The sequence below is a fragment of the Exobacillus caeni genome, from assembly GCF_005747095.1.
Classification (GTDB): domain Bacteria; phylum Bacillota; class Bacilli; order Bacillales; family Guptibacillaceae; genus Exobacillus; species Exobacillus caeni.
Window position 1 is genome coordinate 555,485 of record NZ_SWLG01000001.1, and the last position, 23,244, is coordinate 578,728.

The 23,244-nt window shown below is 43.1% G+C and carries 24 protein-coding genes and 1 other annotated feature; of the genes, 22 read left to right on the plus strand and 2 right to left on the minus strand.

The window, feature by feature from the left end:
• The first annotated feature begins 21 nt into the window (after positions 1-21).
• From FCL54_RS02725 to pheA, 19 genes are all read left to right on the plus strand, one after another.
• Positions 22-1,059, plus strand: a complete 1,038-nt coding sequence (locus FCL54_RS02725) for a hypothetical protein (protein WP_138122888.1) — start codon at positions 22-24, stop codon at positions 1,057-1,059.
• Between the two features lie 373 nt (positions 1,060-1,432).
• Positions 1,433-3,388: an LTA synthase family protein gene (locus tag FCL54_RS02730; RefSeq protein ID WP_138122890.1), complete on the plus strand. Its 1,956-nt coding sequence runs from the start codon at positions 1,433-1,435 to the stop codon at positions 3,386-3,388.
• A 235-nt stretch (positions 3,389-3,623) separates the two neighbouring features.
• Entirely contained in the window at positions 3,624-4,238 is a 615-nt protein-coding gene (locus FCL54_RS02735; protein ID WP_138122892.1) for a Maf family protein, read from the plus strand.
• 153 nt (positions 4,239-4,391) lie between these two features.
• Positions 4,392-5,063 (plus strand): RadC family protein, encoded by a 672-nt coding sequence (gene radC, locus FCL54_RS02740; RefSeq protein WP_138123250.1) that lies wholly within the window; start codon positions 4,392-4,394, stop codon positions 5,061-5,063.
• 360 nt (positions 5,064-5,423) lie between these two features.
• Positions 5,424-6,461, plus strand: coding sequence for a rod shape-determining protein (locus tag FCL54_RS02745; RefSeq protein ID WP_138122894.1), 1,038 nt, complete (start codon positions 5,424-5,426; stop codon positions 6,459-6,461).
• A 16-nt stretch (positions 6,462-6,477) separates the two neighbouring features.
• Entirely contained in the window at positions 6,478-7,374 is an 897-nt protein-coding gene (gene mreC / locus FCL54_RS02750; RefSeq protein ID WP_138122896.1) for a rod shape-determining protein MreC, read from the plus strand.
• On the plus strand, positions 7,371-7,892 hold the full coding sequence (mreD, locus tag FCL54_RS02755; RefSeq protein WP_138122898.1) for a rod shape-determining protein MreD: 522 nt from the start codon (positions 7,371-7,373) through the stop codon (positions 7,890-7,892). The genes mreC and mreD overlap by 4 nt, the downstream gene beginning before the upstream one ends.
• A 66-nt stretch (positions 7,893-7,958) precedes the next feature.
• Entirely contained in the window at positions 7,959-8,630 is a 672-nt protein-coding gene (gene minC, locus FCL54_RS02760; protein WP_138123252.1) for a septum site-determining protein MinC, read from the plus strand.
• Between the two features lie 18 nt (positions 8,631-8,648).
• Positions 8,649-9,449, plus strand: coding sequence for a septum site-determining protein MinD (minD, locus tag FCL54_RS02765; RefSeq protein ID WP_138122900.1), 801 nt, complete (start codon positions 8,649-8,651; stop codon positions 9,447-9,449).
• 323 nt (positions 9,450-9,772) lie between these two features.
• A complete protein-coding gene (locus FCL54_RS02770) occupies positions 9,773-10,567 on the plus strand; it encodes a M23 family metallopeptidase (protein WP_138122902.1) in 795 nt (264 codons plus the stop codon).
• Between the two features lies 1 nt (position 10,568).
• The gene (locus tag FCL54_RS02775) at positions 10,569-11,408 is read left to right on the plus strand and encodes a M50 family metallopeptidase (RefSeq protein WP_138123254.1); all 840 of its coding nucleotides are present in this window, start codon (positions 10,569-10,571) and stop codon (positions 11,406-11,408) included.
• 38 nt (positions 11,409-11,446) lie between these two features.
• Positions 11,447-12,865: an Rne/Rng family ribonuclease gene (locus tag FCL54_RS02780; RefSeq protein ID WP_171016644.1), complete on the plus strand. Its 1,419-nt coding sequence runs from the start codon at positions 11,447-11,449 to the stop codon at positions 12,863-12,865.
• 193 nt (positions 12,866-13,058) lie between these two features.
• Positions 13,059-13,126, plus strand: a sequence feature (ribosomal protein L21 leader region).
• 14 nt (positions 13,127-13,140) lie between these two features.
• Positions 13,141-13,449, plus strand: a complete 309-nt coding sequence (gene rplU, locus FCL54_RS02785; RefSeq protein WP_138122906.1) for a 50S ribosomal protein L21 — start codon at positions 13,141-13,143, stop codon at positions 13,447-13,449.
• An 11-nt stretch (positions 13,450-13,460) separates the two neighbouring features.
• Positions 13,461-13,793, plus strand: a complete 333-nt coding sequence (locus FCL54_RS02790) for a ribosomal-processing cysteine protease Prp (protein WP_138122908.1) — start codon at positions 13,461-13,463, stop codon at positions 13,791-13,793.
• Between the two features lie 12 nt (positions 13,794-13,805).
• A complete protein-coding gene (rpmA, locus tag FCL54_RS02795; RefSeq protein WP_138122910.1) occupies positions 13,806-14,096 on the plus strand; it encodes a 50S ribosomal protein L27 in 291 nt (96 codons plus the stop codon).
• A gap of 149 nt (positions 14,097-14,245) precedes the next feature.
• A complete protein-coding gene (locus FCL54_RS02800; protein WP_138122912.1) occupies positions 14,246-14,785 on the plus strand; it encodes a Spo0B C-terminal domain-containing protein in 540 nt (179 codons plus the stop codon).
• Between the two features lie 11 nt (positions 14,786-14,796).
• Positions 14,797-16,080, plus strand: a complete 1,284-nt coding sequence (obgE, locus tag FCL54_RS02805) for a GTPase ObgE (RefSeq protein WP_138122914.1) — start codon at positions 14,797-14,799, stop codon at positions 16,078-16,080.
• Between the two features lie 139 nt (positions 16,081-16,219).
• Positions 16,220-16,669: an ACT domain-containing protein gene (locus FCL54_RS02810; RefSeq protein WP_138122916.1), complete on the plus strand. Its 450-nt coding sequence runs from the start codon at positions 16,220-16,222 to the stop codon at positions 16,667-16,669.
• A gap of 89 nt (positions 16,670-16,758) precedes the next feature.
• Entirely contained in the window at positions 16,759-17,625 is an 867-nt protein-coding gene (pheA, locus tag FCL54_RS02815) for a prephenate dehydratase (protein WP_138122918.1), read from the plus strand.
• Positions 17,626-17,736: 111 nt separating this feature from the next.
• Here the strand turns inward: pheA and FCL54_RS02820 are convergent, their stop codons facing one another.
• Both FCL54_RS02820 and FCL54_RS02825 read right to left on the minus strand, forming a co-directional pair.
• Positions 17,737-18,282: a transcription repressor NadR gene (locus tag FCL54_RS02820; protein ID WP_138122920.1), complete on the minus strand. Its 546-nt coding sequence runs from the start codon at positions 18,280-18,282 to the stop codon at positions 17,737-17,739.
• Positions 18,283-18,354: 72 nt separating this feature from the next.
• Entirely contained in the window at positions 18,355-19,491 is a 1,137-nt protein-coding gene (locus tag FCL54_RS02825; RefSeq protein ID WP_138122922.1) for an IscS subfamily cysteine desulfurase, read from the minus strand.
• Between the two features lie 244 nt (positions 19,492-19,735).
• Here FCL54_RS02825 and nadB point away from each other — a divergent pair, with 244 nt between their 5' ends.
• From nadB to nadA, 3 genes are read left to right on the plus strand one after another with little or no spacing between them, the layout of a single operon-like run.
• Positions 19,736-21,307, plus strand: a complete 1,572-nt coding sequence (nadB, locus tag FCL54_RS02830) for an L-aspartate oxidase (protein ID WP_138122924.1) — start codon at positions 19,736-19,738, stop codon at positions 21,305-21,307.
• The gene (gene nadC / locus FCL54_RS02835) at positions 21,261-22,100 is read left to right on the plus strand and encodes a carboxylating nicotinate-nucleotide diphosphorylase (protein WP_138122926.1); all 840 of its coding nucleotides are present in this window, start codon (positions 21,261-21,263) and stop codon (positions 22,098-22,100) included. Before nadB ends, nadC begins: the two co-directional genes overlap by 47 nt.
• A gap of 1 nt (position 22,101) precedes the next feature.
• Complete coding sequence (nadA, locus tag FCL54_RS02840; protein WP_138122928.1) at positions 22,102-23,205, plus strand: quinolinate synthase NadA; 1,104 nt, start codon at positions 22,102-22,104, stop codon at positions 23,203-23,205.
• Positions 23,206-23,244 lie beyond the last annotated feature (39 nt).

The window sequence follows — 23,244 nt, forward strand, 5'->3', positions numbered from 1 at the left end:
CCTTTAGAAAGGAGCGTCCACATGGAGAAGAAGGATCGGCAAATTTCAATCAAGATAAACGGCGAGGAAAAGACGCTTGAAAAGGCAGCAAAACAGGAAGCGGCCGCTGCTGAAGAAGAAGAGTTTCAGTGGGTTTTGCCTGATGACGACCCGGACACAAAAGTGGTGAATTTTCAGGATTATCAAATGGAAAAACAAAAGGCTGTGACCGAATGGGAGAAGGCGGAAAGGCGCCCCCTGTTGCCGTTGAAGAGAAAAAAGAAGAGAAAGTTTGTTGGTGCTGGACAGGCCCCTGTTTTTTCTATTCATAAAAAGCTTTTTATTTCGATCGGTTCTGCAATCATTGTCGGTGCTATTTTTGGGTTTATGCTGTTAATGCTTTTTACAGGTGATGGAGAAGTGGCCCGAACAACAGAAACGCCACTGACTGACAAACCGGCCCCAGTGTCTGCTACTACTGCGGCTAACGTTTTTACACTGGATGTTCAGGTCGTCCAGGGCGGAGCATACACAAGCGACAAATCAGCGCAATCCTATGCAGACAGTTTTACGGTGCTCGGTTATCCAGCAATAATAGAAAACGCAGAAAAGAAATACTTGTTTGTAGCGCTCGCAAACTCTGTTGAAGAACGAAACGTACTGGTGAACCATTTTAAAAATAGCGGCAAAGATGCGTTTGGAAAAGAGTGGAGTGTTAAAGGCAACATTCAGCTGGCTAAAAAAGAAGACCAAAAGCTTTTAAAAGAAAGCAAAGGCCTTTTCCAGGAATTGATCGGCATGAACGTCCTGGGGTTAAGAGGGGAACCGTTAGAAAAACTGGGGGAAACAACCGGTGAGATTACAGCCTTAAAACAAAAAATTGAAACGGCAACGAAAGAATGGCCAGCGTCGTCATCAGAATCGATGGGAAAGTTTGTGGACGAGCTCGAGCAGGCAGCAGCAAACATGCAAAAATATGAGGAAACAAACGATGCATCACATCTCTGGAGCGGCCAGCAAAATCTCCTGAACGGATTAATCGAGATCGAAGCTGTCGTCCATGGTCTTGCAAAAAAATAAGCTGTTATAAAGGAGGCAGAGGAATCTGCTTCTTTGCTTTTTTGACTTTGGGCTCATTTTTTCTCGATACTAAAACTTAGAAATAGTTTCACCGTTTAACCTGATTAAGGCTGTGAACAATAAAAGGGTTACATTTCCAGCAAAATAACTTCCCAATAGGCGAAACAAAAAGCCTCCTGATCCGTCTTATTTAGAAGAGGATTTAAATGAATCCTAAAGGAGGAAACTCCAGCTGTCCCGCTTTATTTCATTGTAGTTCCCAAATGCCAGAGGATAACAAAATAAAAGATAGTTAACAGGTTTTAATTGCATTTTTTAATGAATACCAACTCTGGAATACACATAGGAATTAACTTAAAAGGATGGACTGACTATGAAGGGAAAATTAAAACAATCATACTTGCTTGCACTTTTTATCTTATCCCTAATTTCAATGGAACTCGTTTTCCGATTCGCGTCAGACCGGATCTTTGACGGTACGGGGCTGTTTATTTTATTGATTTTTTCCATCACTGCCGGCTCATTTCTTTACCTGTTGAGCAGTTTTTCAAAGTCGAAATCCTTCAACCGATTTTTATCGATAGCACTTCTTGGCTCCACCGCTTTTATGTTCTCTTCACAGTTAATTTACTTTAAAATATTCAGAACTTATTATTCACTTTATTCTGCACGGAATGCGGGACAGGTGGCTGAATTTTGGAGGGATGCGCTGACCACTTCCGTAAAAAACGGCATATGGATTCTGCTGTTTTTTCTGCCTGCCCTTCTTCTTGCTGTCTTTGGAAAAAGAGTGATTAATTTCAAAAAAATTTCCTGGTCGAACCGAACTGTGATCATTTGCTGCATGGTGATTGTACATGCAGCCGGCCTGTTGGCGGTTTATGGAAACGGCCGCGATCAGCTTTCGGCTTATGATCTTTACTTTAAAAACAGATCCCCCATTTATTCCGTGAAAAAATTAGGTGTGGTCACAACAATGAGACTCGACTTGCAGCGGCTCGCTACAGGTTGGTCCCCTGTGCTGGAAACATCACCCGAGTATTTGCGGCCCTCCCCGGATATGGCTGAAGATAAAGCGGTCGAGCAGCATGCTCCAGTTTACAATATGATGGATATCGATTTTGATAAGCTTATTTCAAAAGAAAGAAACACAAGGATCAGGGACATGCACAACTATTTTAAAAGTGTTCTGCCAACCCCCAAAAATAACTATACCGGTAAATATAAAGGATATAATCTCATTTTTATTACGGCAGAAGCTTTTTCCCCTTATGCAGTCGATAAAGACGTGACCCCTACTTTATATAAAATGGTGAATGAAGGGTTCCGGTTTACTAATTTTTATAATCCAATTTGGGGAGTGAGCACGAGCGACGGAGAATATGTCGCGTGCACAGGCCTTATTCCTAAAGAGGGTGTATGGAGTTTCTATAAGTCAGGAGACAACCGCCTCCCGTTTGTGATGGGCAACCAGTTGAAGAAACTCGGCTATAAAACGAACGCTTACCATAATCATTCGTACTCCTATTACAAAAGGCATATCTCCCATCCTAATATGGGCTATGACTATAAGGCCGTGGGAAAAGGGCTTGATATGAAAAAGACATGGCCGGAGTCGGACCTGGAAATGATTGAAAAGACCGTTCCCGAATATGTAAACAATCAGCCATTCCATGCCTACTATATGACCGTAAGCGGCCACATGCAATACAGTTTCAACGGTAATTTCATCGCCTGGAAAAACAGGAAGTATGTGCAGGCCCTGCCCTATTCTCAGGCGGGCAAGGCCTATATCGCGACCCAGGTGGAACTTGACCGTGCCCTCAAGCGGTTGAATGAAATGCTTGAGGAAGCGGGAGTAGCCAATAATACGCTGATCGCCTTAAGTGCCGACCATTATCCATATGGGCTCGAAAATAAAGTCATCGACGAACTGGCAGGACACCATGTCGAACGAAACTTTGAGCTGTACAAAAGCCCATTCATTCTCTATACGAAAGGAATGCAGCCAGTCATGATCGATAAACCGGCTTCAAGCCTTGATATCATTCCTACCCTTTCCAACCTGCTCGGCCTAGAATTTGATTCAAGGCTTCTTATGGGAAGAGATATCCTGTCAGATGCCGAACCGCTCGTCTTATTTAATAATAAAAGCTTTATTACCGATAAAGGACGTTATAACTCGGTAACTGGCACATTTACCCCTTCCAAAGGCGTTAGAGTAGAGAAAGACTATGTAAGGCGGATATCTGCCATCGTCGACAGCAAATTCTACTACGCGGCACGGATTCTGGAGCTGGATTATTATCGGGACGTTGTGCCAGAATAGCGGGAAGGAGGTTCCTGTTATTTCTGGCTATGGAGCTGCTTTCTGTGTAGGTAAAAGGAAATAAAAAATTTCAAAAAAAGTACAGACTATGCTCACACCTTGTAAATTGTTGACGAAAAATGTAAAGTAACAGGAGAAAGTCAATATTAGCATTGTCATTGTTTAAGGGATTTGATATGCTGAAATCAAGCCCTTTTTGTCATTTTTATACAATTTCTGAGAAAAGGGTGGTACGATGAAACGCCTCATATTGGCCTCCGGTTCACCTCGAAGAAAAGAACTTCTAAATCAAATTCATCTTTCATTCGACATTTCCGTAAGCAATTACGAAGAAATCATTTCAGAGTCAGATACTCCCCAACAGGTTGTTGAAAAACTCGCATTGGGCAAGGCGCAAAATGTGTTTGTGAACAATAAACAGAATGTGGTGATTGGCGCAGATACTGTTGTGACGTTTAACAACCAGATACTCGGCAAACCAAACGATAAAGAAGAAGCGCGACAGATGATCACGATGCTTTCCGGTCAAAAGCACGTGGTTTATTCAGGTGTGGCCATTATTTCTTCTGATCAACAAGTCGTGTTTCATCAAGGGACTGAAGTCGAGTTCTGGGAGTTGACAGATGAAGAGATCGAAGCGTATATCTCAAGCGAGGAACCTTATGATAAAGCAGGAGGTTATGGGATACAGGGGGCGGGTGCTGCCTTTGTAAAAGGAATCCGTGGAGATTATTACACCGTAGTAGGGCTTCCGTTGTCGCTTACTGTCCGTGAGTTAACTGCATTTGAAATTTATCCGGAAAACCAAAAGAGCTTCTCCAGTCAGTCAGACGAGGTTAATCTAGAGTAGAAACGTTGTCACTTACATAAAAGCTGGAACATTTTAGCGTTTTTCATCGTCTAAATGGTGGACACAAAAAAAACTGGGGCAGCGGCAGTGATTTCTCTCTAGGTTAACGCAGTTGAAAAATAAGGAGGAAGGCAAGTGGAAAAAGCACCACTTATGATTCGAGATTTTCCTCAAGATCAGCGACCTAGAGAGCGGTTAATGTTGGAAGGCCCAGAGTTTTTGTCAAACCAGGACTTAATTGCGATTCTGCTCAGGACCGGTACCAGGAATGAGTCTGTCATTCAGTTGTCTCATCGAATCGTCAGCCATTTTGAAGGCTTGCGAAGAATAAAAGAAGCTTCTATTGAAGAATTGACTGAAATAAGCGGTATCGGTCCAGCGAAGGCTGTTCAGCTTATGGCTGCGATTGAGCTTGGCCACCGGGTTTTTAAATTGCAAACTGGAAACCGATATACGATTCGCTCACCCGAAGACGGGGCAAAGTATGTGATGGATGATATGCGTTTTCTAAACCAGGAGCATTTTGTGTGCGTGTATTTAAATACGAAGAATCAGGTTATCCATCAGCAGACGGTTTTTATCGGGAGCTTAAATGCCTCAATCGTCCATCCGAGGGAAGTCTTTAAAGAAGCTTTTCGCCGTTCGGCCGCTTCGCTCATCTGCTTTCACAACCACCCGAGCGGAGACCCGTCACCGAGCCGTGAGGACATCGAAGTAACAAAACGCCTTGCAGAAACAGGCAGGGTCCTGGGCATCGAGTTACTCGATCACATTGTCATCGGAGACCAAAAATATGTTAGTTTAAAAGAAAAAGGGTATGTATAAAAATGGGGAAAATGAATTAACATCTTTGCTCTCCCAAAAAAATGGATGAAGAATCTATTTTGCCCTGAAGGATAAGAGCAACTAACTCCTCTGTCTTTGCCTAACGGCTCGTCAGTCGAAGAGTTTTCTTTACAAGAGCGCAGTGACAAGGCTAGTTTGATTCTCGGTAGCGTCATGCTCGTATGTAAGAATCCGAGAACAAAACTAGCCGCCAGGGAGAGCAAAAATGCCAAATTAAATTGAGCTAAAAGAATTTATGACAATCAAATGTAGGACTAATTAAACACTACCTTTTTAACGAGGTTTGAAGTATAATCATATTTATGAGTTTTGCTTGAATTGAAGGGAGATTTAACATAAATGTTTGGTGGATTTTCGAGAGATATGGGAATAGATTTAGGTACAGCGAATACGCTCGTCTATGTGAAAGGAAAAGGTGTTGTCGTTCGGGAGCCTTCTGTTGTTGCACTTAGAACGGATACTGGCTCCATCGAAGCGGTAGGTAATGCGGCAAAGAATATGATCGGAAGAACCCCTGGAAATATCGTTGCTGTCCGTCCGATGAAGGATGGCGTGATCGCTGATTTCGAAACAACAGCTACAATGATGAAATATTTTATCAAACAGGCACAGAAAAACCGTTCTGTTTTTGCTAGAAAGCCGAATGTAATGGTTTGTGTTCCGTCTGGCATTACGGCGGTTGAAAAAAGAGCGGTTGAGGATGCGACAAAGCAAGCGGGAGCACGTGAAGCATATACGATCGAAGAACCGTTTGCAGCTGCGATCGGCGCTGATCTCCCTGTATGGGAACCAACAGGTAGCATGGTAGTTGATATCGGTGGAGGAACAACGGAAGTAGCGATCATTTCTTTAGGTGGAATCGTTACGAGCCAATCCATTCGTATCGCCGGGGATGAAATGGACGAAGCAATCATCCAGTATATTAAGAAGACTTATAATTTGATGATCGGTGAACGTACCGCTGAAGCGTTGAAATTGGAAATCGGCTCAGCTGGTATACCTGAGGGTATCGAGGCGATGGACATCCGCGGAAGAGACCTTGTGACAGGATTGCCGAAAACGATCAATGTTTCCGCTGAAGAAATTGCCGGGGCGTTAAGCGATACAGTAACAAGCATTATCGAAGCTGTTAAAGTTACGCTTGAAAAAACGCCTCCAGAGCTTGCTGCAGATATCATGGACCGTGGTATCGTGCTTACAGGCGGAGGAGCATTACTTCGCAATCTTGATAAAGAAATCAGTGAAGAAACAAAGATGCCAGTAATCGTGGCAGAAAATCCGCTGGAATGTGTAGCGATCGGTACTGGACGAGCTCTGGAAAATCTTCATTTATTTAGATCAAAACAGGGAATCACGACTCGTTCAAAACAGAAGTAGTTAGAAGGTGTAATGCATGCCACAGTTTTTCTCGAATAAAAGATTGATCGTGCTTCTAGTTAGCATCATTGTTTTAGTGGCGCTTATTGGTTTTTCTATGAAAGAACGCGATGCGTTAACTTTGCCAGAACAGTTCTTTAAAGATTCAGTCGGCTGGATACAATCGATTTTCTATAAACCCGCTCAATCCGTAGCGGGTTTCTTTGAGAATGTCGGCGAAATGAAGGATATGTATGAAGAAAACAAGCTGCTTAAATCTCGCCTGCAGGAGTATGCGAAGCAATCCGAGGAGCTAAAGCTGGTTCGCTCTGAAAATGAACGCCTGCAGAAAGAGTTGGATATAATGGATACTCCAGAATTAAGGGATTATGAAGTTTACCATGCAAGCTTGATCGCCCGTTCGCCTGACCGCTGGAATGATTTCCTTACATTGAATAAAGGCAGCCAGGACGGCATCGAAACAAACATGGCGGTCATCACACCCGAGGGATTGATCGGGAAGATTAAGAACGTACAGCCGTTTTCGTCCACTGTCCAGCTCGTTAGCGATTTGGATAGGACAAACAGAATCGCGGCAATGGTACAAGATGAGAATGGAAAAGCACTTGAAAAAGTGTTCGGTACGATCGAAGGCTATGACCCGGAAAAGAAAGCGCTAATGTTTAATAAAATTCCGGTCGATGTTGATGTAAAAAAAGGGCAAACCGTTATCACGGCAGGAAACGGCGGAATATTTCCTCGAGGGCTTATCATTGGAAAAATCGTTGATGTAAAAACCGATGAAGTCGGTTTAATGCAAACCGCTTATGTAAAGCCTGCGGCAGATCTGTATGATGTATACCATGTCATGATAGTAGAACGATCAGCGCAAGAAGTGCAGAATGAACCAACAGATGAGGAGGGGGGAGAATGAGACAAGTTATTCTCCCTGCTTTGATGTTTTTGTTCTTTATTCTGGAAGGGACCGTGATGCAGGTGTTTGCGCCTGAACAATACGGGATGGAAATCTCTTTAATTCCGCGTTTTGCACTTGCTATTATTCTATTAGCTTCCATAGTAATTAGTCCTGGATATGGGGTGCTGTACGGAATTGTGTTCGGGCTATTAAATGATTTAGTATATTCTGATCTTATTGGCATTTATATGTTTTCGATGGGCCTGATTGCATACATAATCGGTTACATTTCGAAGATTTTCCATATTAATATCTTTGTCGCTCTTGTTTTATCACTTTTAGGAATATCAATGCTAGAATTCCTTGTTTACGAATTCTTTTTATTGCTTGATCGAACAACTCTGCCGTTTGATTCATTTTTGTACGACCGTTTTCTTCCTACTTTGGTCCTGAATGGTGTTTTTGTACTCCTCATCTATTATCCGATCAGAGGGTTATTATTCGAATTAAGTGATTATCAGAGACAAGAAAGTTAGGACAAAAAGAGGAGATTGCCGTGGCGACGTTGAAATAATCTTATGTTGAGGTGAACAAAATTGGCTATGGCACAAAAACAGCATTATGTAGTGATAAAAGGAACGAAAGAAGGCTTGAATCTTGTTCTGGATGACACCTGTTCATTTCAGGACTTGCTTGGAGAGATAAAAGAAAAGCTTTCCACACAGCATGTGAAAAACACAGACGGGCAGTCGATCACCGTTCATTTGAAGATAGGAAACCGTTATTTAACAGAAAGCCAGGAAAAACAAATCCGTTCTTTGATTCAGAATAATAAAAGCCTGGCTGTTGAGACGATCGAGTCAAATGTTATAACGAAAAAGCAGGCAGACGAAGAACGAAAAAATACACAGATTGTATCTGTTTCTAAAATAATTCGCTCTGGGCAGGTATTAGAAATCCAGGGAGATCTATTGTTAGTTGGAGATGTAAATCCAGGTGGAACAGTAAAAGCCACTGGAAACATTTTTATAATGGGATCTTTAAAAGGGATTGCCCATGCTGGTGCTAACGGAAACAGGGATGCAGTTGTTTCAGCCTCTGTTATGGAACCTTCCCAGCTCCGGATAGCAGATCTTGTAAGAAGAGCTCCGGACCAGCAGGTTTCACACAAAGAGGAAACGGAATGTGCTTTTATTGGGGAGAATCAAGAAGAAATTGTAGTAGATCGTGTGCAGGTTCTTACAAAGATAAGACCGAATTTGACAAGGTTGTAGGAGAAAGGGGAATGTAGTGTGGGAGATGCAATTGTAATTACTTCGGGGAAAGGTGGCGTTGGAAAGACAACGACCACTGCAAATATAGGAACAGCTCTTGCACTTTCTGGAAAAAAGGTTTGCCTGGTCGATACGGATATCGGCTTAAGGAATCTCGATGTTGTCATGGGGCTTGAAAACCGTATCATTTATGACCTGGTTGATGTTGTGGAAGGTCGCTGCCGCTTGAATCAAGCGCTTATAAAAGATAAACGGTTTGAATGCCTGTTTTTGCTGCCGGCAGCTCAAACCAAAGACAAGTCTGCAGTTCAACCGGATCAAATGAAGAAAATTATAACCGAGCTCAAGCAAGACTACGACTATGTTCTTATCGATTGTCCGGCGGGAATCGAGCAGGGCTTTAAAAACGCTGTTGCTGGTGCAGACAAATCGATCGTTGTTACAACTCCTGAAACATCCTCTGTAAGAGATGCCGACCGGATCATCGGACTTCTGGAACAGGAAGAAAGCATTGAATCTCCTAAACTAATCGTCAACCGTATCCGCAATCATATGGTGCAGAATGGGGAAATGCTTGATGTGGATGAAATTGTTTCTATTCTAGCGATCGATTTGCTGGGAATCGTAGGAGACGACGATAATGTTATCCGCGCTTCGAACAAAGGTGAGCCTATCGCTCTAGATCCGAGCACAAAATCATCGATCGCTTACCGCAACATTGCAAGAAGAATTTTGGGAGAATCGGTTCCATTGTTATCCCTCCAGGAGGACAGGGGAGTATTTAGCAAAGTAAAGAAGTTTTTCGGTATCCGTTCGTAGTAGTAATATGCTTTCCTGGACTATTCCGGGAAAGCTTTTTTTATTGGATTAGCATTCCGGCAGGTCCTTGCCCGGTTCAAAAAATACCTTCCGCCAATAAGCCTCAATCATCAAGGACTGCCAAAGCAGCAGTGCTTATAAAACATCGATAGGTAAAAATACTACCAAACTCTACTCTTAATGCTAGAAAAGTCACTAAAACTTATAACACCACATACATCCCCATTCCTCTCTCTCTATAAAAATTCGAATTCGTCATAACCGTTCCGGACAAGTCATAAGATGAATTAAAGAAATGAACGAAAAGGAAGGATGGCTTGCCGATGGGGAGAGGGATTGAGGATTATAGGAAACGGATATCGGAACGAAAGAAGCAGAAACGTTCTTCTGTGAGCGATTGGAGCGGAAAAAAATCATTGTCCAGTGCTTCGAAAAATAATGATAGAGAAGAGGATCTTTCGTTTTATTCCTTTGACGACGATAACAGGGAAAAGGATCATCCGCTATTTAATAAACAGGGGTTCTTGCTGCGTGCAATGGTGGCAGCTTGCTTGTTTTTAGTAGTTGGAATTTTGTTTAAGAATGACAATGGCATGTTCGATTCAGCAAAGGGATTTGTCACACATTCGATGCAAGAAGATTTTCAGTTTGCCACGGTTAAAAACTGGTATGAAGATCAGTTCGGAGAGCCACTTGCAATTTTTCCCACCAATTCCAATTCTGAAAAAGAGGTAGCAGAGGATGAAGGAGGCAATGGCCCGGCGTATGCTGTTCCGGCAAGCGGGAAGATAACAGAAAATTTTACGGTAAACGGCAAAGGAATCATGCTTGAGACTGGCAGTGATTCTGCGGTTGAAGCAATCGAAGATGGAATTGTAATGTATACGGCGGAAAAAGAAGGCCTCGGCAAGACCGTTGTCATACAGCATAACGATGGCAAGGAATCATGGTATGGCATGCTCGAATCGATCGATGTGAAGCTTTATGACTTTGTAAAACCGGGTGATAAAGTTGGAAAAGTAAGCAAATCGGATGATGGGACAAAAGGCACTTTTTATTTTGCGATCAAGCAAGGAGAGCAGTTTATAGACCCAGTTCAGGTCATTGAGTTTGATTGATATGGACCTAATACGAAAGGTAAAAGTTCATCCACTGCTGTGGATTATAGCGGGTCTTGGCATTGTAACAGGGCGTTTTCGGGAAATGCTCCTTTTGTTTTGCGTGATTTTTATCCATGAACTTGGCCATGCCATTACAGCGCATTATTTTTCCTGGAGAATCCGCAAGATCGAGCTGCTTCCGTTTGGAGGAGTAGCTTCAGTCGATGAACACGGCAACAGGCCATTTAGAGAGGAACTCCTTGTTATTCTTGCAGGGCCGGTTCAACACCTCTGGATGATAGCTGCGGCCCTTGTGGCAAACCATTTACAATTATGGGACGGGTATTATTACGAATTATTTATACTCCATAACTTCATGATCCTGTTGTTTAACCTTTTGCCGATCTGGCCCCTTGATGGGGGCAAGCTGTTTTTCTTGTTGTGCGCCTGGTACGTTCCCTTTAAACGGGCGTACACAACTTCGCTTTTATTTTCACTTGTTTTTTTAGCAGCCTTTTCATTTATTTCAACTTCTCTTTTCCCTAATCATTTGAACCTCTGGATTATCATATTGTTCCTGCTTTTCTGCCTTTATACAGAGTGGAAACAACGATCGATTGTTTTTTTGCGTTTTTTGCTAGAGCGATATAAAAAAGATACAAATTCACAGCGGAATAAGACGATCACGGTTTCCGGGGAAACAAGGCTAAAAGATGTTCTTGCCCTTTTTTATAAAGGATCAGATCATTATATAATCATACAAAAGGAAGAGCATCACCCGATCCCGGAAAAGAAACTATTGCGGGCTTTTTTTAAGGAACGCAAGCTATTATGTGCAGTTCAAACCCTTTTACGTTAAAATGGCATCAAGATTATATTACGAGAGGGTTTGGGTCATTGAAGAACCTTTATTTGAATTTTGCATTTCACGAGAAACGAGCTGCGATAGTGGAAGACGGAAAGCTCATGGAACTTTTTATAGATAATCCTTTTGACAGCTCAGGGACAGGCAATATCTTTTTCGGAAAGGTTGTTAAAGTGTTGCCTGGCCTTGGTGCGGTATTTGTTGATATCGGGTTATCAAAAAACGGTTATCTCGAACAGGGGGACATGCTTTCTGGACGCCGGGAAAGATTGCAGAATAACGAACCATTGCCGGAAGTGCTGCGGGTAGGAGAAACAATGCTTGTCCAGATTACAAAAGAAGGAAGTTCGACAAAGGGCCCGAGGCTAACAGAGTTGATCACACTTCCAGGCAGGCACATTGTATATATGCCAGGGTCAGGGTATATGGCCGTTTCAAAAAAAATACAGCCCGAAGAAACTAGAGAAGCCTTGCGAATGTTCGGAGAATGCCTGCTTCAAGGGAGCGAGGGTTTGATTCTAAGAACCGAATGCCAGACCGCTGCTAAATCTGTTATAAAAGAAGAGCTTGAGGGTCTTCGTAAGAAATGGGAGGGAATTCAAAAGTCGTTAACAGATGTTCCTTCCCTTGTTTACACTGACGCCACTCTTCTTGAAGAACTGCTTAGAAATAGAGTTTTAAACGAAGTAGATCGTATTGAAACAGATGAACTGGAATCTTTTAAAAACCTTGAACGCAATCCGGAATTTTCAGGAAAGGTATTTATGTACGATGGAAAAGAAAACATGTTTTCTAAATATGGGATTGAAAAGCAAATCAAAAAAGCATTGCAGCCTGTCGCCTGGTTAAAGAGCGGAGGTAACATTGTGGTTCAGGAAACAGAGGCGATGACCGTTATCGATGTTAACACCGGAAAAAATTCCAGTCGAATCAACAGGGAAAAGGCAGTCTTAAAAACAAACGATGAAGCTGCAGCGGAAATCGCAAGGCAGCTAAAGCTGCGAAATATTTCCGGGATCGTCATGATAGATTTTCTGAAGATGGACCAGGAGGAAGAAAAGGAATCTCTCCTATCTTCATTTACTAAAGCACTTGAAAAAGACCGGACAAGAACAAGCATCCTGGGGTTTACAAGTCTTGGATTGCTTGAGATGACAAGAAAAAAGACCAGTCTGCCTTTAAAAGACAGACTAGCTGAAAACTGTCCTGCATGCGGCGGAACGGGATTCGTCACATCCACCGAAACACTTGCTTACCGCATGGAACGGAAGCTATGGGAACACAGAAACGAAAACAAAAAGCTCAACATAAAAGTTTCCCCATCACTTTTCCATTATTTACACAAAACAAACCGCATTCAGGAACTTGAAGTAATGCTTAACATCAAGCTAGAATTAACCGTAGATGAGGGATTACTAAAAGAAGGATTTCGTATAGAAGATTTTAAATGAAAGCTTGAAGCGAACATGGTCTTTTGGGATTCGGGAATCATCTTGCTCGGATGTAAGAAGCTGGAAACCCAAAAGGCCTGCGGGGAGAGCAAAAACGCCATAGTAAAATTTACTGAATGACAATCTACGAGTATTATTGACAACAATAAATACCCTGTAGTATTATTATATAGTTAGTTCATTTGGAGCACCCAAAGAGCTACAACCGCTCAGATCAGGTATTCAAGCATAGCACCTGTGATGGCGAGTCTGAGTATATAGAGGAGGTGCACGGTATGTATGCAATCATTGAAACTGGTGGTAAACAAATCAAAGTTACTGAAGGCCAGGAAGTTTACGTTGAACTTCTTAACACAGAAGCAGGCGAAACAGTAACATTTGACAAAGTCCTTTTCGTCGGTGGTGACAACATCAAAGTTGGAAGCCCTGTAGTAGAAGGTGCCACTGTAACTGGAAAAGTTGAAAAGAATGGCCGCGGTAAGAAAATCATCGTTTATAAATACAAAGCGAAGAAAAACTACCGTCGTAAGCAAGGTCATCGTCAACCTTACACAAAAGTTGTAATTGACAAAATCAACGCGTAAGGAGAACACGTATGATACAGTTTAAGGTTCAACGCGGCGAGGAGCAGCAAGTCGAGGCTTTCTCGCTATCCGGACATGCTGATGCAGGCCCCCATGGACATGATATTGTCTGTGCCGGTGTTTCTGCTGTCTCATTTGGTGCGGTTAATGCGATTGAGTCCCTGTGCGGTGTTCAACTTGAGGTTGAGATGGAACAGGATGGCGGCTTTCTCCGCTGTGGGGTTCCGGGCGGTTTAGATCCGGAAACAGAAGAGAAAGTACAGCTATTGCTTGAGGGCATGCTTGTTTCGATCCAATCGATCGCGGAAGAATACGGGAAGTATATAAAAATTTCATACTCTTAGGAGGTGGAAACTATGTTGAAAATGAACCTTCAGTTCTTTGCATCCAAAAAGGGTGTAGGTAGTACAAAAAACGGTCGTGATTCAATCGCGAAACGTCTAGGCGCGAAACGTGCTGACGGTCAATTCGTATCCGGTGGATCAATCCTTTTCCGTCAACGCGGAACTAAAATCTACCCGGGTGAAAACGTTGGCCGTGGTGGTGACGACACATTGTACGCTAAGGTTGACGGCGTTGTGAAATTCGAGCGTTTCGGCCGTGACCGCAAAAAAGTTAGCGTATACCCAGTTGCTAAAGAAGCATAAGTAAACTAAACTCTAGCCGGCAGGCTAGAGTTTTTTTCTTCCCAAAGTAATCATCTGCTGGTGTCTGCGATTTTATAAACAGGGCGATGTTTCGTTTTATGGTGCTTGTTTGATATAATAGAGGAAATTGTTGGTACAGGAGTGCGTATATGACAAAAAAATGGGATGCACTTGATATCTTGCGCCATGCACGGCACGATTGGTTAAATCGGCTGCAGCTAATACAGGGAAACCTGGCGCTGGATCATGTAGATCGTGCAAAAGAGATTATTGATGAAATTGTTATCCAATCAAAGCAAGAAGCGAAGCTATCGAATCTGAATGCGCCAGAGCTCGGGGAATTTTTGCTAACGTTCAACTGGTGCCGCCATCCCTTTCAACTTGATTTTGAAATTATCGGGGACCAGGCAGATTTATCTAATGAACAGCAGGAATTGCTGCTTGTTTTAGAAACCTTTGTACAGGGCATCGAAGACCAGTTCGAAAAGTATGAAGAACAGCATCTGCTGATTACGATTCAACTTTTAAATAACGAAAAGCGTTTAATTTTAGATTATGATGGAAAATTAAAAAACAGGGAAGGCATTTCTCAAATGATACGTGAGCTTGACCTAATACATATTTCGTTTGATGAAAATGAAACAGTGGCAGAAGAAGAAGAGCTTGTCTTATCGTTTTCCATAAAATGAGGTGAAACAACATGTTTGTAGATCAGGTCAAAATTTATATTAAAGCTGGAGATGGCGGAAACGGCATGGTGGCGTTCCGTCGAGAAAAGTATGTTCCGAAAGGCGGACCGGCCGGAGGCGACGGCGGAAACGGCGCTGACGTGGTTTTTGAAGTGGAAGAGGGTCTGAGGACTCTAATGGATTTCAGGTATAACCGCCATTTTAAAGCACCGATGGGCGAACACGGCCGATCAAAAAATCAGCATGGTAAAAACGCAGACGATATGGTTGTAAAGGTTCCGCCGGGTACGATTGTGACGGATGTGGAGACTGGAGATATAATCGCTGATTTGACTGTACACGGACAGCGTGCAGTGATTGCGAAAGGGGGCAGGGGCGGAAGAGGGAATTCTCGTTTTGCCACTCCTGCTAACCCTGCGCCGCAGCTTTCTGAAAACGGCGAGCCAGGCCAGGAAAGAGAAGTGCAATTGGAGTTGAAGCTTCTTGCTGATGTAGGGCTTGTAGGTTTTCCGAGTGTAGGGAAGTCGACGCTGTTATCCGTTGTATCGGCAGCAAAGCCTAAAATTGCAGAGTACCATTTCACAACGATAGCTCCGAACCTTGGTGTTGTGGAAACAGGTGATGGCAGAAGCTTTGTCATGGCGGACCTTCCAGGATTAATCGAAGGCGCCCATGAAGGTGTAGGGCTTGGCCATCAATTTCTGCGACATATCGAGAGAACACGTGTTATTGTACACGTGGTCGATATGTCCGGTATGGAAGGAAGAGACCCATACGAGGATTATTTGAAAATTAACGAAGAACTTAAGCAGTATAATTTAAGGCTCACCGAACGGCCGCAGGTTATCGCAGCGAATAAAATGGATATTCCGCAGGCGGAACAAAACTTGAAAGAATTCAAGGAAAAGCTTGAAGAGGACTATCCGGTGTTTCCTATTTCTGCAGCTACGAGAGCAGGTATGCAAGAAATGCTTTTTGCGGTTGCAGACTTAATCGAGAAGACGCCAGAGTTTCCGCTTGAAGATGAAGAGCAGAAGGAGACCCGTGTCACCTATCGCCTGGAGTCGGATAAACCCCAATTTGATATTACAAGAGAACCAGACGGTACCTTTGTCGTGAGCGGCGCTAATCTCGAAAGATTGTTTAAGATGACGGACTTTTCTCGTGAGGATAATGTTCGCCGCTTCTCAAGGCAGCTTCGAGGCATGGGAATTGACGAAGCACTGAGAGAGCGCGGAGCAGAAGATGGGGATACAGTGAGAATTATGGACTTTGAATTTGAATTTATTGATTAAGTTAGAAATTAAGGGCTGCCCTGGGCAGTCCTCTTTTTATAGAATTTATCAAATTAAAATGCTTTTACTGCCATGATTATTGTCAAATGGAAATATTGCAATTATACTAAACAATAACTCTGAAGTTGGAGGAACGTAAATGAAGAAGAAAGAAAAGAAGTATTACCTTGTTAGGGAGGATGTATTATCTGAGTCGATGCAAAAGACGCTGCAAGCAAAAGAATTGCTCGAAAGCGGGAAGGCTGAGTCTGTGTTCGATGCCGTGAAGCAGGTGGACTTGAGCAGAAGTGCTTTTTACAAATATCGAGATGGCATCCTTCCGTTCCATACCATGATCATCGAACAAATCATCACCCTGTATATTAAGCTTGAAGACAGGTCCGGGGTACTGTCGGAAGTCCTGAAAACAGTGGCAGAAATCGGATGTAATGTACTTACGATAAACCAGACGATTCCGCTTCAGGGAAAGGCGACAGTCATTCTTACCGTCGAAACTGGCGAGCTGCAGGTTGAAGTCAATTCACTGCTGGAGAAAATCAGGAAAGTTAATTCTGTCCATCAGGTTGAAATAATAGGATCGGGTGCCTGATTCAGGGATTTGAAAAAGTTGTATGCAATTTTTTATTTTTATAAAACAATAGATAAAAAGAAGAGATTTTCTGGGAGAGGAGTTTACCATTGCCTGAAGAGATTGGTTACTTAGGACCGGAGGGAACATTCACGGAAATGGCCGTGATGGAATTGTTTCCAGGATCACAATTAAAACAATTTGCAACGATTTTTGATTGTCTTGAAGCAGTAGATGATAAAACGGTGGATTATGGAGTTGTTCCTCTTGAGAATACGATTGAGGGCTCAGTCAATATGACGCTCGATTATCTTTGCCATCAATCTTCTATTTCTATCGTAGGGGAGTTAACATTGCCGATCCGCCAGCATCTGTTAATACACCCCAACTATAAAGATCGATGGCATGAAATAGAAGAGGTTCATTCGCACCCCCATGCGATCGCGCAGGCACATGAATTTTTAAGAAGGAATCTGCCAGGAGCGAAGCTTGTACATACCACTTCCACGGGAAAGGCAGCAAAGCTGGTTAAAGAAACGGATGAACGAGTGATCGGCGCGATTGGCAACGAGTTAGCTGCAACTCATTATGGGCTGGCTATAGCAAGCAGTGATATTCATGACTACGAAAATAACCATACGAGGTTTGTTGTACTAACAAAGGAGGGGAAAACGCTTTCTAAGAAGGACGCGCTTGTTGGCCATAAAGTGACTTTGCAGATTACGCTGCCTTCTGATTATCCTGGTGCCCTTTATCAGGTTCTTGCTGCATTTGCCTGGAGAAAATTAAACTTATCTAAAATCGAATCCCGTCCAATGAAAACTGGACTTGGCAACTACTTTTTTATTATCGACATTTTGAGTGAACCTGACAATGTGCTGCTGCAAGGAGTAAAGAATGAATTAGAGGCGCTTGGAACAGCGGTAAAAGTGCTGGGGGAATACCCGTGCTATAGTGTAGAACATAAAGTGGAATAAAATGCAATGCGATCGATAAAAAAAGAACCGCAAATAAACGCCCGATTTCTATCCTGGTTGCCAGTAGAAACCGGGCGTTATAAAGTGGTTCGAATGCTTAATGTTTTCCTCTTAGTCATTTTGCCGAAGAAGAAAACCGGCCTCTTTCAGAGAATGGCATACCTCATCTAGCTGTTTTGGTTCATCTGCTTCTATCGTATGCAGATGAACTCCGTCGGTAAGCTCAGACAGAAGGCTCGCACTTGTCCGTTCCAAATTTTCAAGGAAGCGGTCCACGTCTCGCCTGTTGCTCAGCATAAGGGAAGCCGTCAAATCGCCGTAAATAGGATGTTCAACTATTACATTTTTAACAGTTGCACCGTTATCTACAATGGTGTATAACTCTTTTTTTGTCTCTGCCGGGTCGTGCTGACAGGCAATCACACGCTTATGCTTTTGTTTTTGATTCGGTTTGTTAACGATCAAGTATCCCTGGGCAGTTGCAATAATAGGTTCATTTCTCGCTTTCAAAAGAGAGATGTCCTGAACGATCACCTGCCTGCTGACATTGGTTCTTTTCGCTAGCGAAGTTCCAGTGAGGGGGACGTCGCTTTCTTGCAGCCATTTAAGAATAAGCGATCGTCTTTCTTCCCCAAGAATTTTTTTATCACTTATCACGAAATTGCCTCCTTTCCCTCTTTTGCTTTTTATAAAAGTTATCATAAATCCAGCGAAAGGACAAAGCCTTTATTATACTTTTGCTTTTTCAAAGTTCTGCATTAATTGGGTGAAGAACCGATTGGTCTTTTCCACATCTTCTTCGGTTGTAAATTTCCCGAATGTAATGCGGACAAGCTCTCTTGCTTCATCCTGGTCTCGTCCTATAGCAAGCAGGGTTTTGGAAGGGGACTGTTGACCTATGGAGCATGCGGAGCCTGTAGAAACGGCAAATCCGTGCCGATTGCATTCAAGCATAATGTATTGTCCTTCAATTCCTTTTACACGGAGCCCGATAATATGAGGCAAAGCCCGTTCCTGGTGACCTTCTATAACTATTCTGTCATGCTTGCAAACCTCAGAAGCGAACTTTTTACGGAGTTCTGCATAACGGTTTCTTTCCTTACACATGTTAGCTACTGCATCCTCGGCTGCAGTTACAAAGGCTGCGATACCCGGGACATTGACCGTTCCTGGTCGAAAGCCGTTTTCATGGGTGGTGCCGGGTATCACTTGCCCCCAGGAGACATGTGGAGCGATATAGCAAACTCCGACCCCCTTTGGTCCATAGATCTTATGGCCGGAAACACTGATGCTTGATAGGTTATTCTCCCTTACATCGAGCGGCAGTTTTCCAAAAGTCTGCACACAGTCACTGTGAAATAAAATATTGTGTTCAGCAAGTAGCTGCCCGATTTCTTTTAACTTCTGTACGGCACCGATTTCACTGTTAGCATGGGCGATAGAAACAAGAGCTGTTTCAGGTGTAAGGGAACCTTTCAAAGTTTTCATTTCTACTTCTCCATACTCGTTCACAGGTAAATAGGTTACCCTGTATCCTTCTTCTTCCAGTGTTTTAAATGTATTCAGCACGGATGAATGTTCTGTTGATGTTGTAATTAAATGATTTCCTTTCTTGCTCGCTTTAACAAGCGAACGAATGGCAAGGTCGTTTGCTTCAGAGCCACCTCCTGTAAAGTAGACTCCCTCTTCGCTTCCGTTAAAAAGCTCGGCGGTTTTTCTCCTCGAAGCTTCCAATAGCTGGCTAGCAGTTGTACCGATATCGTGCGAGCTTCTCGGGTTTCCAAAATAGTGACGTGCGGCCTCTGTATAAACTTCTAAGGCTTTATCTGACATTGGAGTGGTAGAAGCGTAATCCAAATAGATCATGTTTTTCACTACTTTCTATGTTTTAATAAAAAATTCTATTCAAGCAAAACAAATTAAAAAAGAAAACTCTTGTCATAAGTTTAAATATATGTAAATATATGTGTCAAGACAACTGTAAAATAAATTAACTGTGACTGTAAGGTGCGTTATATGGATTTTCATTTAAATCATCCACTTTATTATATGCATTTGCAAAAAATTGAAATTAATAAATAACATTTCTAACGTTAAGGGAGGCCAGATAATGAAGATTAGGCATACAGAGGTCTTGATTATCGGCAGCGGCATCGCTGGATTAATGGTTGCAGAGCTTCTTTCTATGGATAAGAATGTGACGATTTTCACAAAGTCAAAGATGGAAAACAGCAATTCTGCTCTGGCGCAGGGGGGCATAGCTTCGGTAACAACGGAGGATGATCACTGGTCGAACCATTTTTTTGATACGATTCGTGCAGGAGATTTTCATAACGTTGAGGCGGTAACGGAGCTGCTTATCAGAGAAGGTACGGAAATGGTGCAAAGGCTGATTGACCTTGGAGTGCCATTTGACAGGCATGCTGACGGAAGACTGGCGCTATGCAAAGAGGGAGCGCACAGCCATAACCGTATTCTTCATTCTGGCGGGGATGCAACAGGAAGAGCGATCATAGAAACATTGATCGAACGTGTGAAACAGTCTGCAGAAATTTTTGAGAATGAAATGGCTGTTGATCTGCTTGTAGCGGAAGGAAAATGCTTTGGAGCATGGTCTCTTGATGAAAATAGAGCAGAAGTAATCACCTTTGCTGACCATATTATTCTCGCCACGGGTGGAGCAGGAAAGTTATACAGTATTACGTCTAATGATGCATCTATTACAGGAGACGGGATCGCCATGGCGTACCGGGCAGGAGCAGTGCTTTCCGATCTGGAATTCATGCAGTTTCATCCGACGATGCTCGCCGTTAATGGCCGGGGATTTGGATTGATATCAGAGGCAGTCCGCGGTGAAGGAGCGATTCTCGTCGATGAAGCAGGTACCCCCATTATGAAAGGGATTCATGCGATGGAAGATCTTGCACCGAGAGATATTGTTTCAAGGGCGATATACGAGAGGATAAGAAAGAACGATGACGTGTATCTCGATGTGTCGATGATTTCTCATTTTGAAGAGCGTTTTCCGACGATAACAAAGACGTGCAGGCGTAATGGCGTCGATCCTCAACAGGGCATTTTGCCAGTCCAGCCCGGGGCGCATTTCTTGATGGGCGGAGTGCAGACAAACAGGAACGGCCAGACTTCGATCGAAGGTTTGTACGCGATCGGTGAGGTAGCGAATACAGGGGTCCACGGCGCGAATCGGTTGGCAAGTAATTCCCTCCTTGAAGGAATCGTTTTTGCAAACCGGACTGCAGCAACAATCAAATCGAGCAAATGGAGATCGGTTCCGTCAAGATATGAGGAACGATTTTTATCCAAAAAAGTGCCTCACTTGCCTTCCGTGAAGGAAATTCAGCAAACGATGGATGTGCATGTAGGTATTGTGAGAAGCGGACCGGAACTTTCAAAGGCAGTCGACTGGTTCGAAACTTACCGTTCAGGCAACGAATATCAGGGGGCCATCACACATGAGACGGTCGTTCGCTGGAATATGATGACGGCAGGCTGGCTTATGGCTAGTTCCGCCATGATGAGAACAGAAAGCCGTGGCGGGCATTTCCGTGAAGACTATCCGGTTCGAAATGATAAACAGTGGAAACAGAAACGAATTAAAAGAGGGAGAGAGTGGGATGAACCGATTACAGATCAAAAAAGATCTGCAGCAATTTTTTCTTGAAGATATCGGAATGAATGACCTATCGAGTAATTTGATTTTTTCTAACGATGAAGTCGGAACAGGGTTCTTTGTCGCAAAACAGGATGGCGTTCTATGCGGAGGACCGATTATTGAAGAAGGCTATCGATTGCTTGATCCTTCCGTTGAAGTGAACCTGATTATGAGCGAAGGCGAATACGTAAAGGCAGGAGAAAAGATAGCAAAAGTAAAAGGCCCGATCGCCGTGCTTCTGAATGGAGAAAGAGTCATTTTAAACTTGATCCAGAGGATGTCCGGGATTGCTACGTTGACAAGAAAAGCTGTAGAAACGCTAAACAGTGACCACACACGGATTTGCGATACGAGAAAGACAACCCCTGGATTGAGGATGTATGAAAAGTATGCAGTAAGATGCGGCGGAGGATTCAACCACAGGTTCCGTTTAGATGATGGCGTGATGATCAAAGATAACCATATTGCGTATATGGGGAGCATCACGAAGGCTGTTTCATCTGCCAGGAAACAAACCGGGCATATGACGAAAATAGAAGTTGAAACAGAAAGTGCTGAACAGGTTCAAGAAGCGGTGGATGCTGGAGCAGATATTATTATGTTTGATAACAGGACACCCGAAGAAATCAAAGAGTTGATAGAGCTTGTACCACAGCAGATCATTACGGAGGCTTCGGGAGGCATCAACCTTGAAAACCTTGCGGGCTATCAGGATACAGGGGTGGATTATATTTCACTCGGTTGCCTGACTCATTCTGTGACTGGCCTGGATATCAGCTTTGTAATCGAGGAGGAGAACTAAGATGAGCGTGTTAGAAATGATCAAACAAACGCCATTGTTGCCGGAAAGATATAAAACATTGACTGTGGAAGAAATGGAAAACAGGGTCAGAGAAATAAAAAAGGAACTCGGTGACCGGCTCTATATCCCTGGCCACCACTATCAAAAAGATGAAGTGATCCAGTTTGCGGATGATACGGGAGATTCCCTGCAGCTCGCCCAGCTCGCAGCAAAGAACAAACCAGCGGACTTTATCGTTTTTTGCGGTGTGCATTTTATGGCAGAGACAGCAGATATTTTGACAGATGACCATCAGATCGTTGTGTTGCCAGATATGAGAGCAGGATGTTCGATGGCAGACATGGCGAATATCCATCAAACGGAAAAGGCATGGAGCACGTTGCAATCAACGTTCGGAGATACTATTCTGCCTTTGACCTATGTTAACTCAACTGCGAGCATCAAATCTTTTGTAGGAAAAAACGGCGGAGCAACAGTTACTTCTTCCAATGCAAAAAGGATGCTGGAATGGGCATTTAGGCAAAAAGAAAGAATTCTTTTCCTGCCTGACCAGCACCTCGGAAGAAACACTGCCTATGATCATGGAGTACCGCTTGAAAAGATGGCCGTTTGGGATCCGATAAAAGAAAGGCTTGAATATGAAGGGGTCTATGAAGATGTGAAAGTTATTCTCTGGAAGGGTCATTGTTCTGTCCATGAGAAGTTCACCGTGCAAAATATCGCGTATATCCGTTCAAAGGACCTGGAAACAAAAATAATCGTCCATCCGGAATGCACTCATGAGGTTGTCCAGCAGGCAGATTTTGCGGGTTCTACAAAAAATATTATTGAAACGATCGAGGCTGCCCCTGCAGGAAGCAAATGGGCGATTGGTACAGAGATGAATCTTGTAAACAGAATAATAAAGACACATCCGGAACAGCAAATTGTTTCACTTAATCCAAACATGTGCCCTTGTTTAACCATGAATAGAATCGACCTTCCCCATTTATTGTGGTCGCTTGAAAATATAATGAATGGTCAAGTGGGCAACCAGATCAAAGTGGATGAAGAAACATCCATATATGCCTCACATGCTCTTCAACGTATGCTGGAACGAGCATAATCTGAAAAAAGTTGATTTTCTTTTTTATCAGGAAATCAA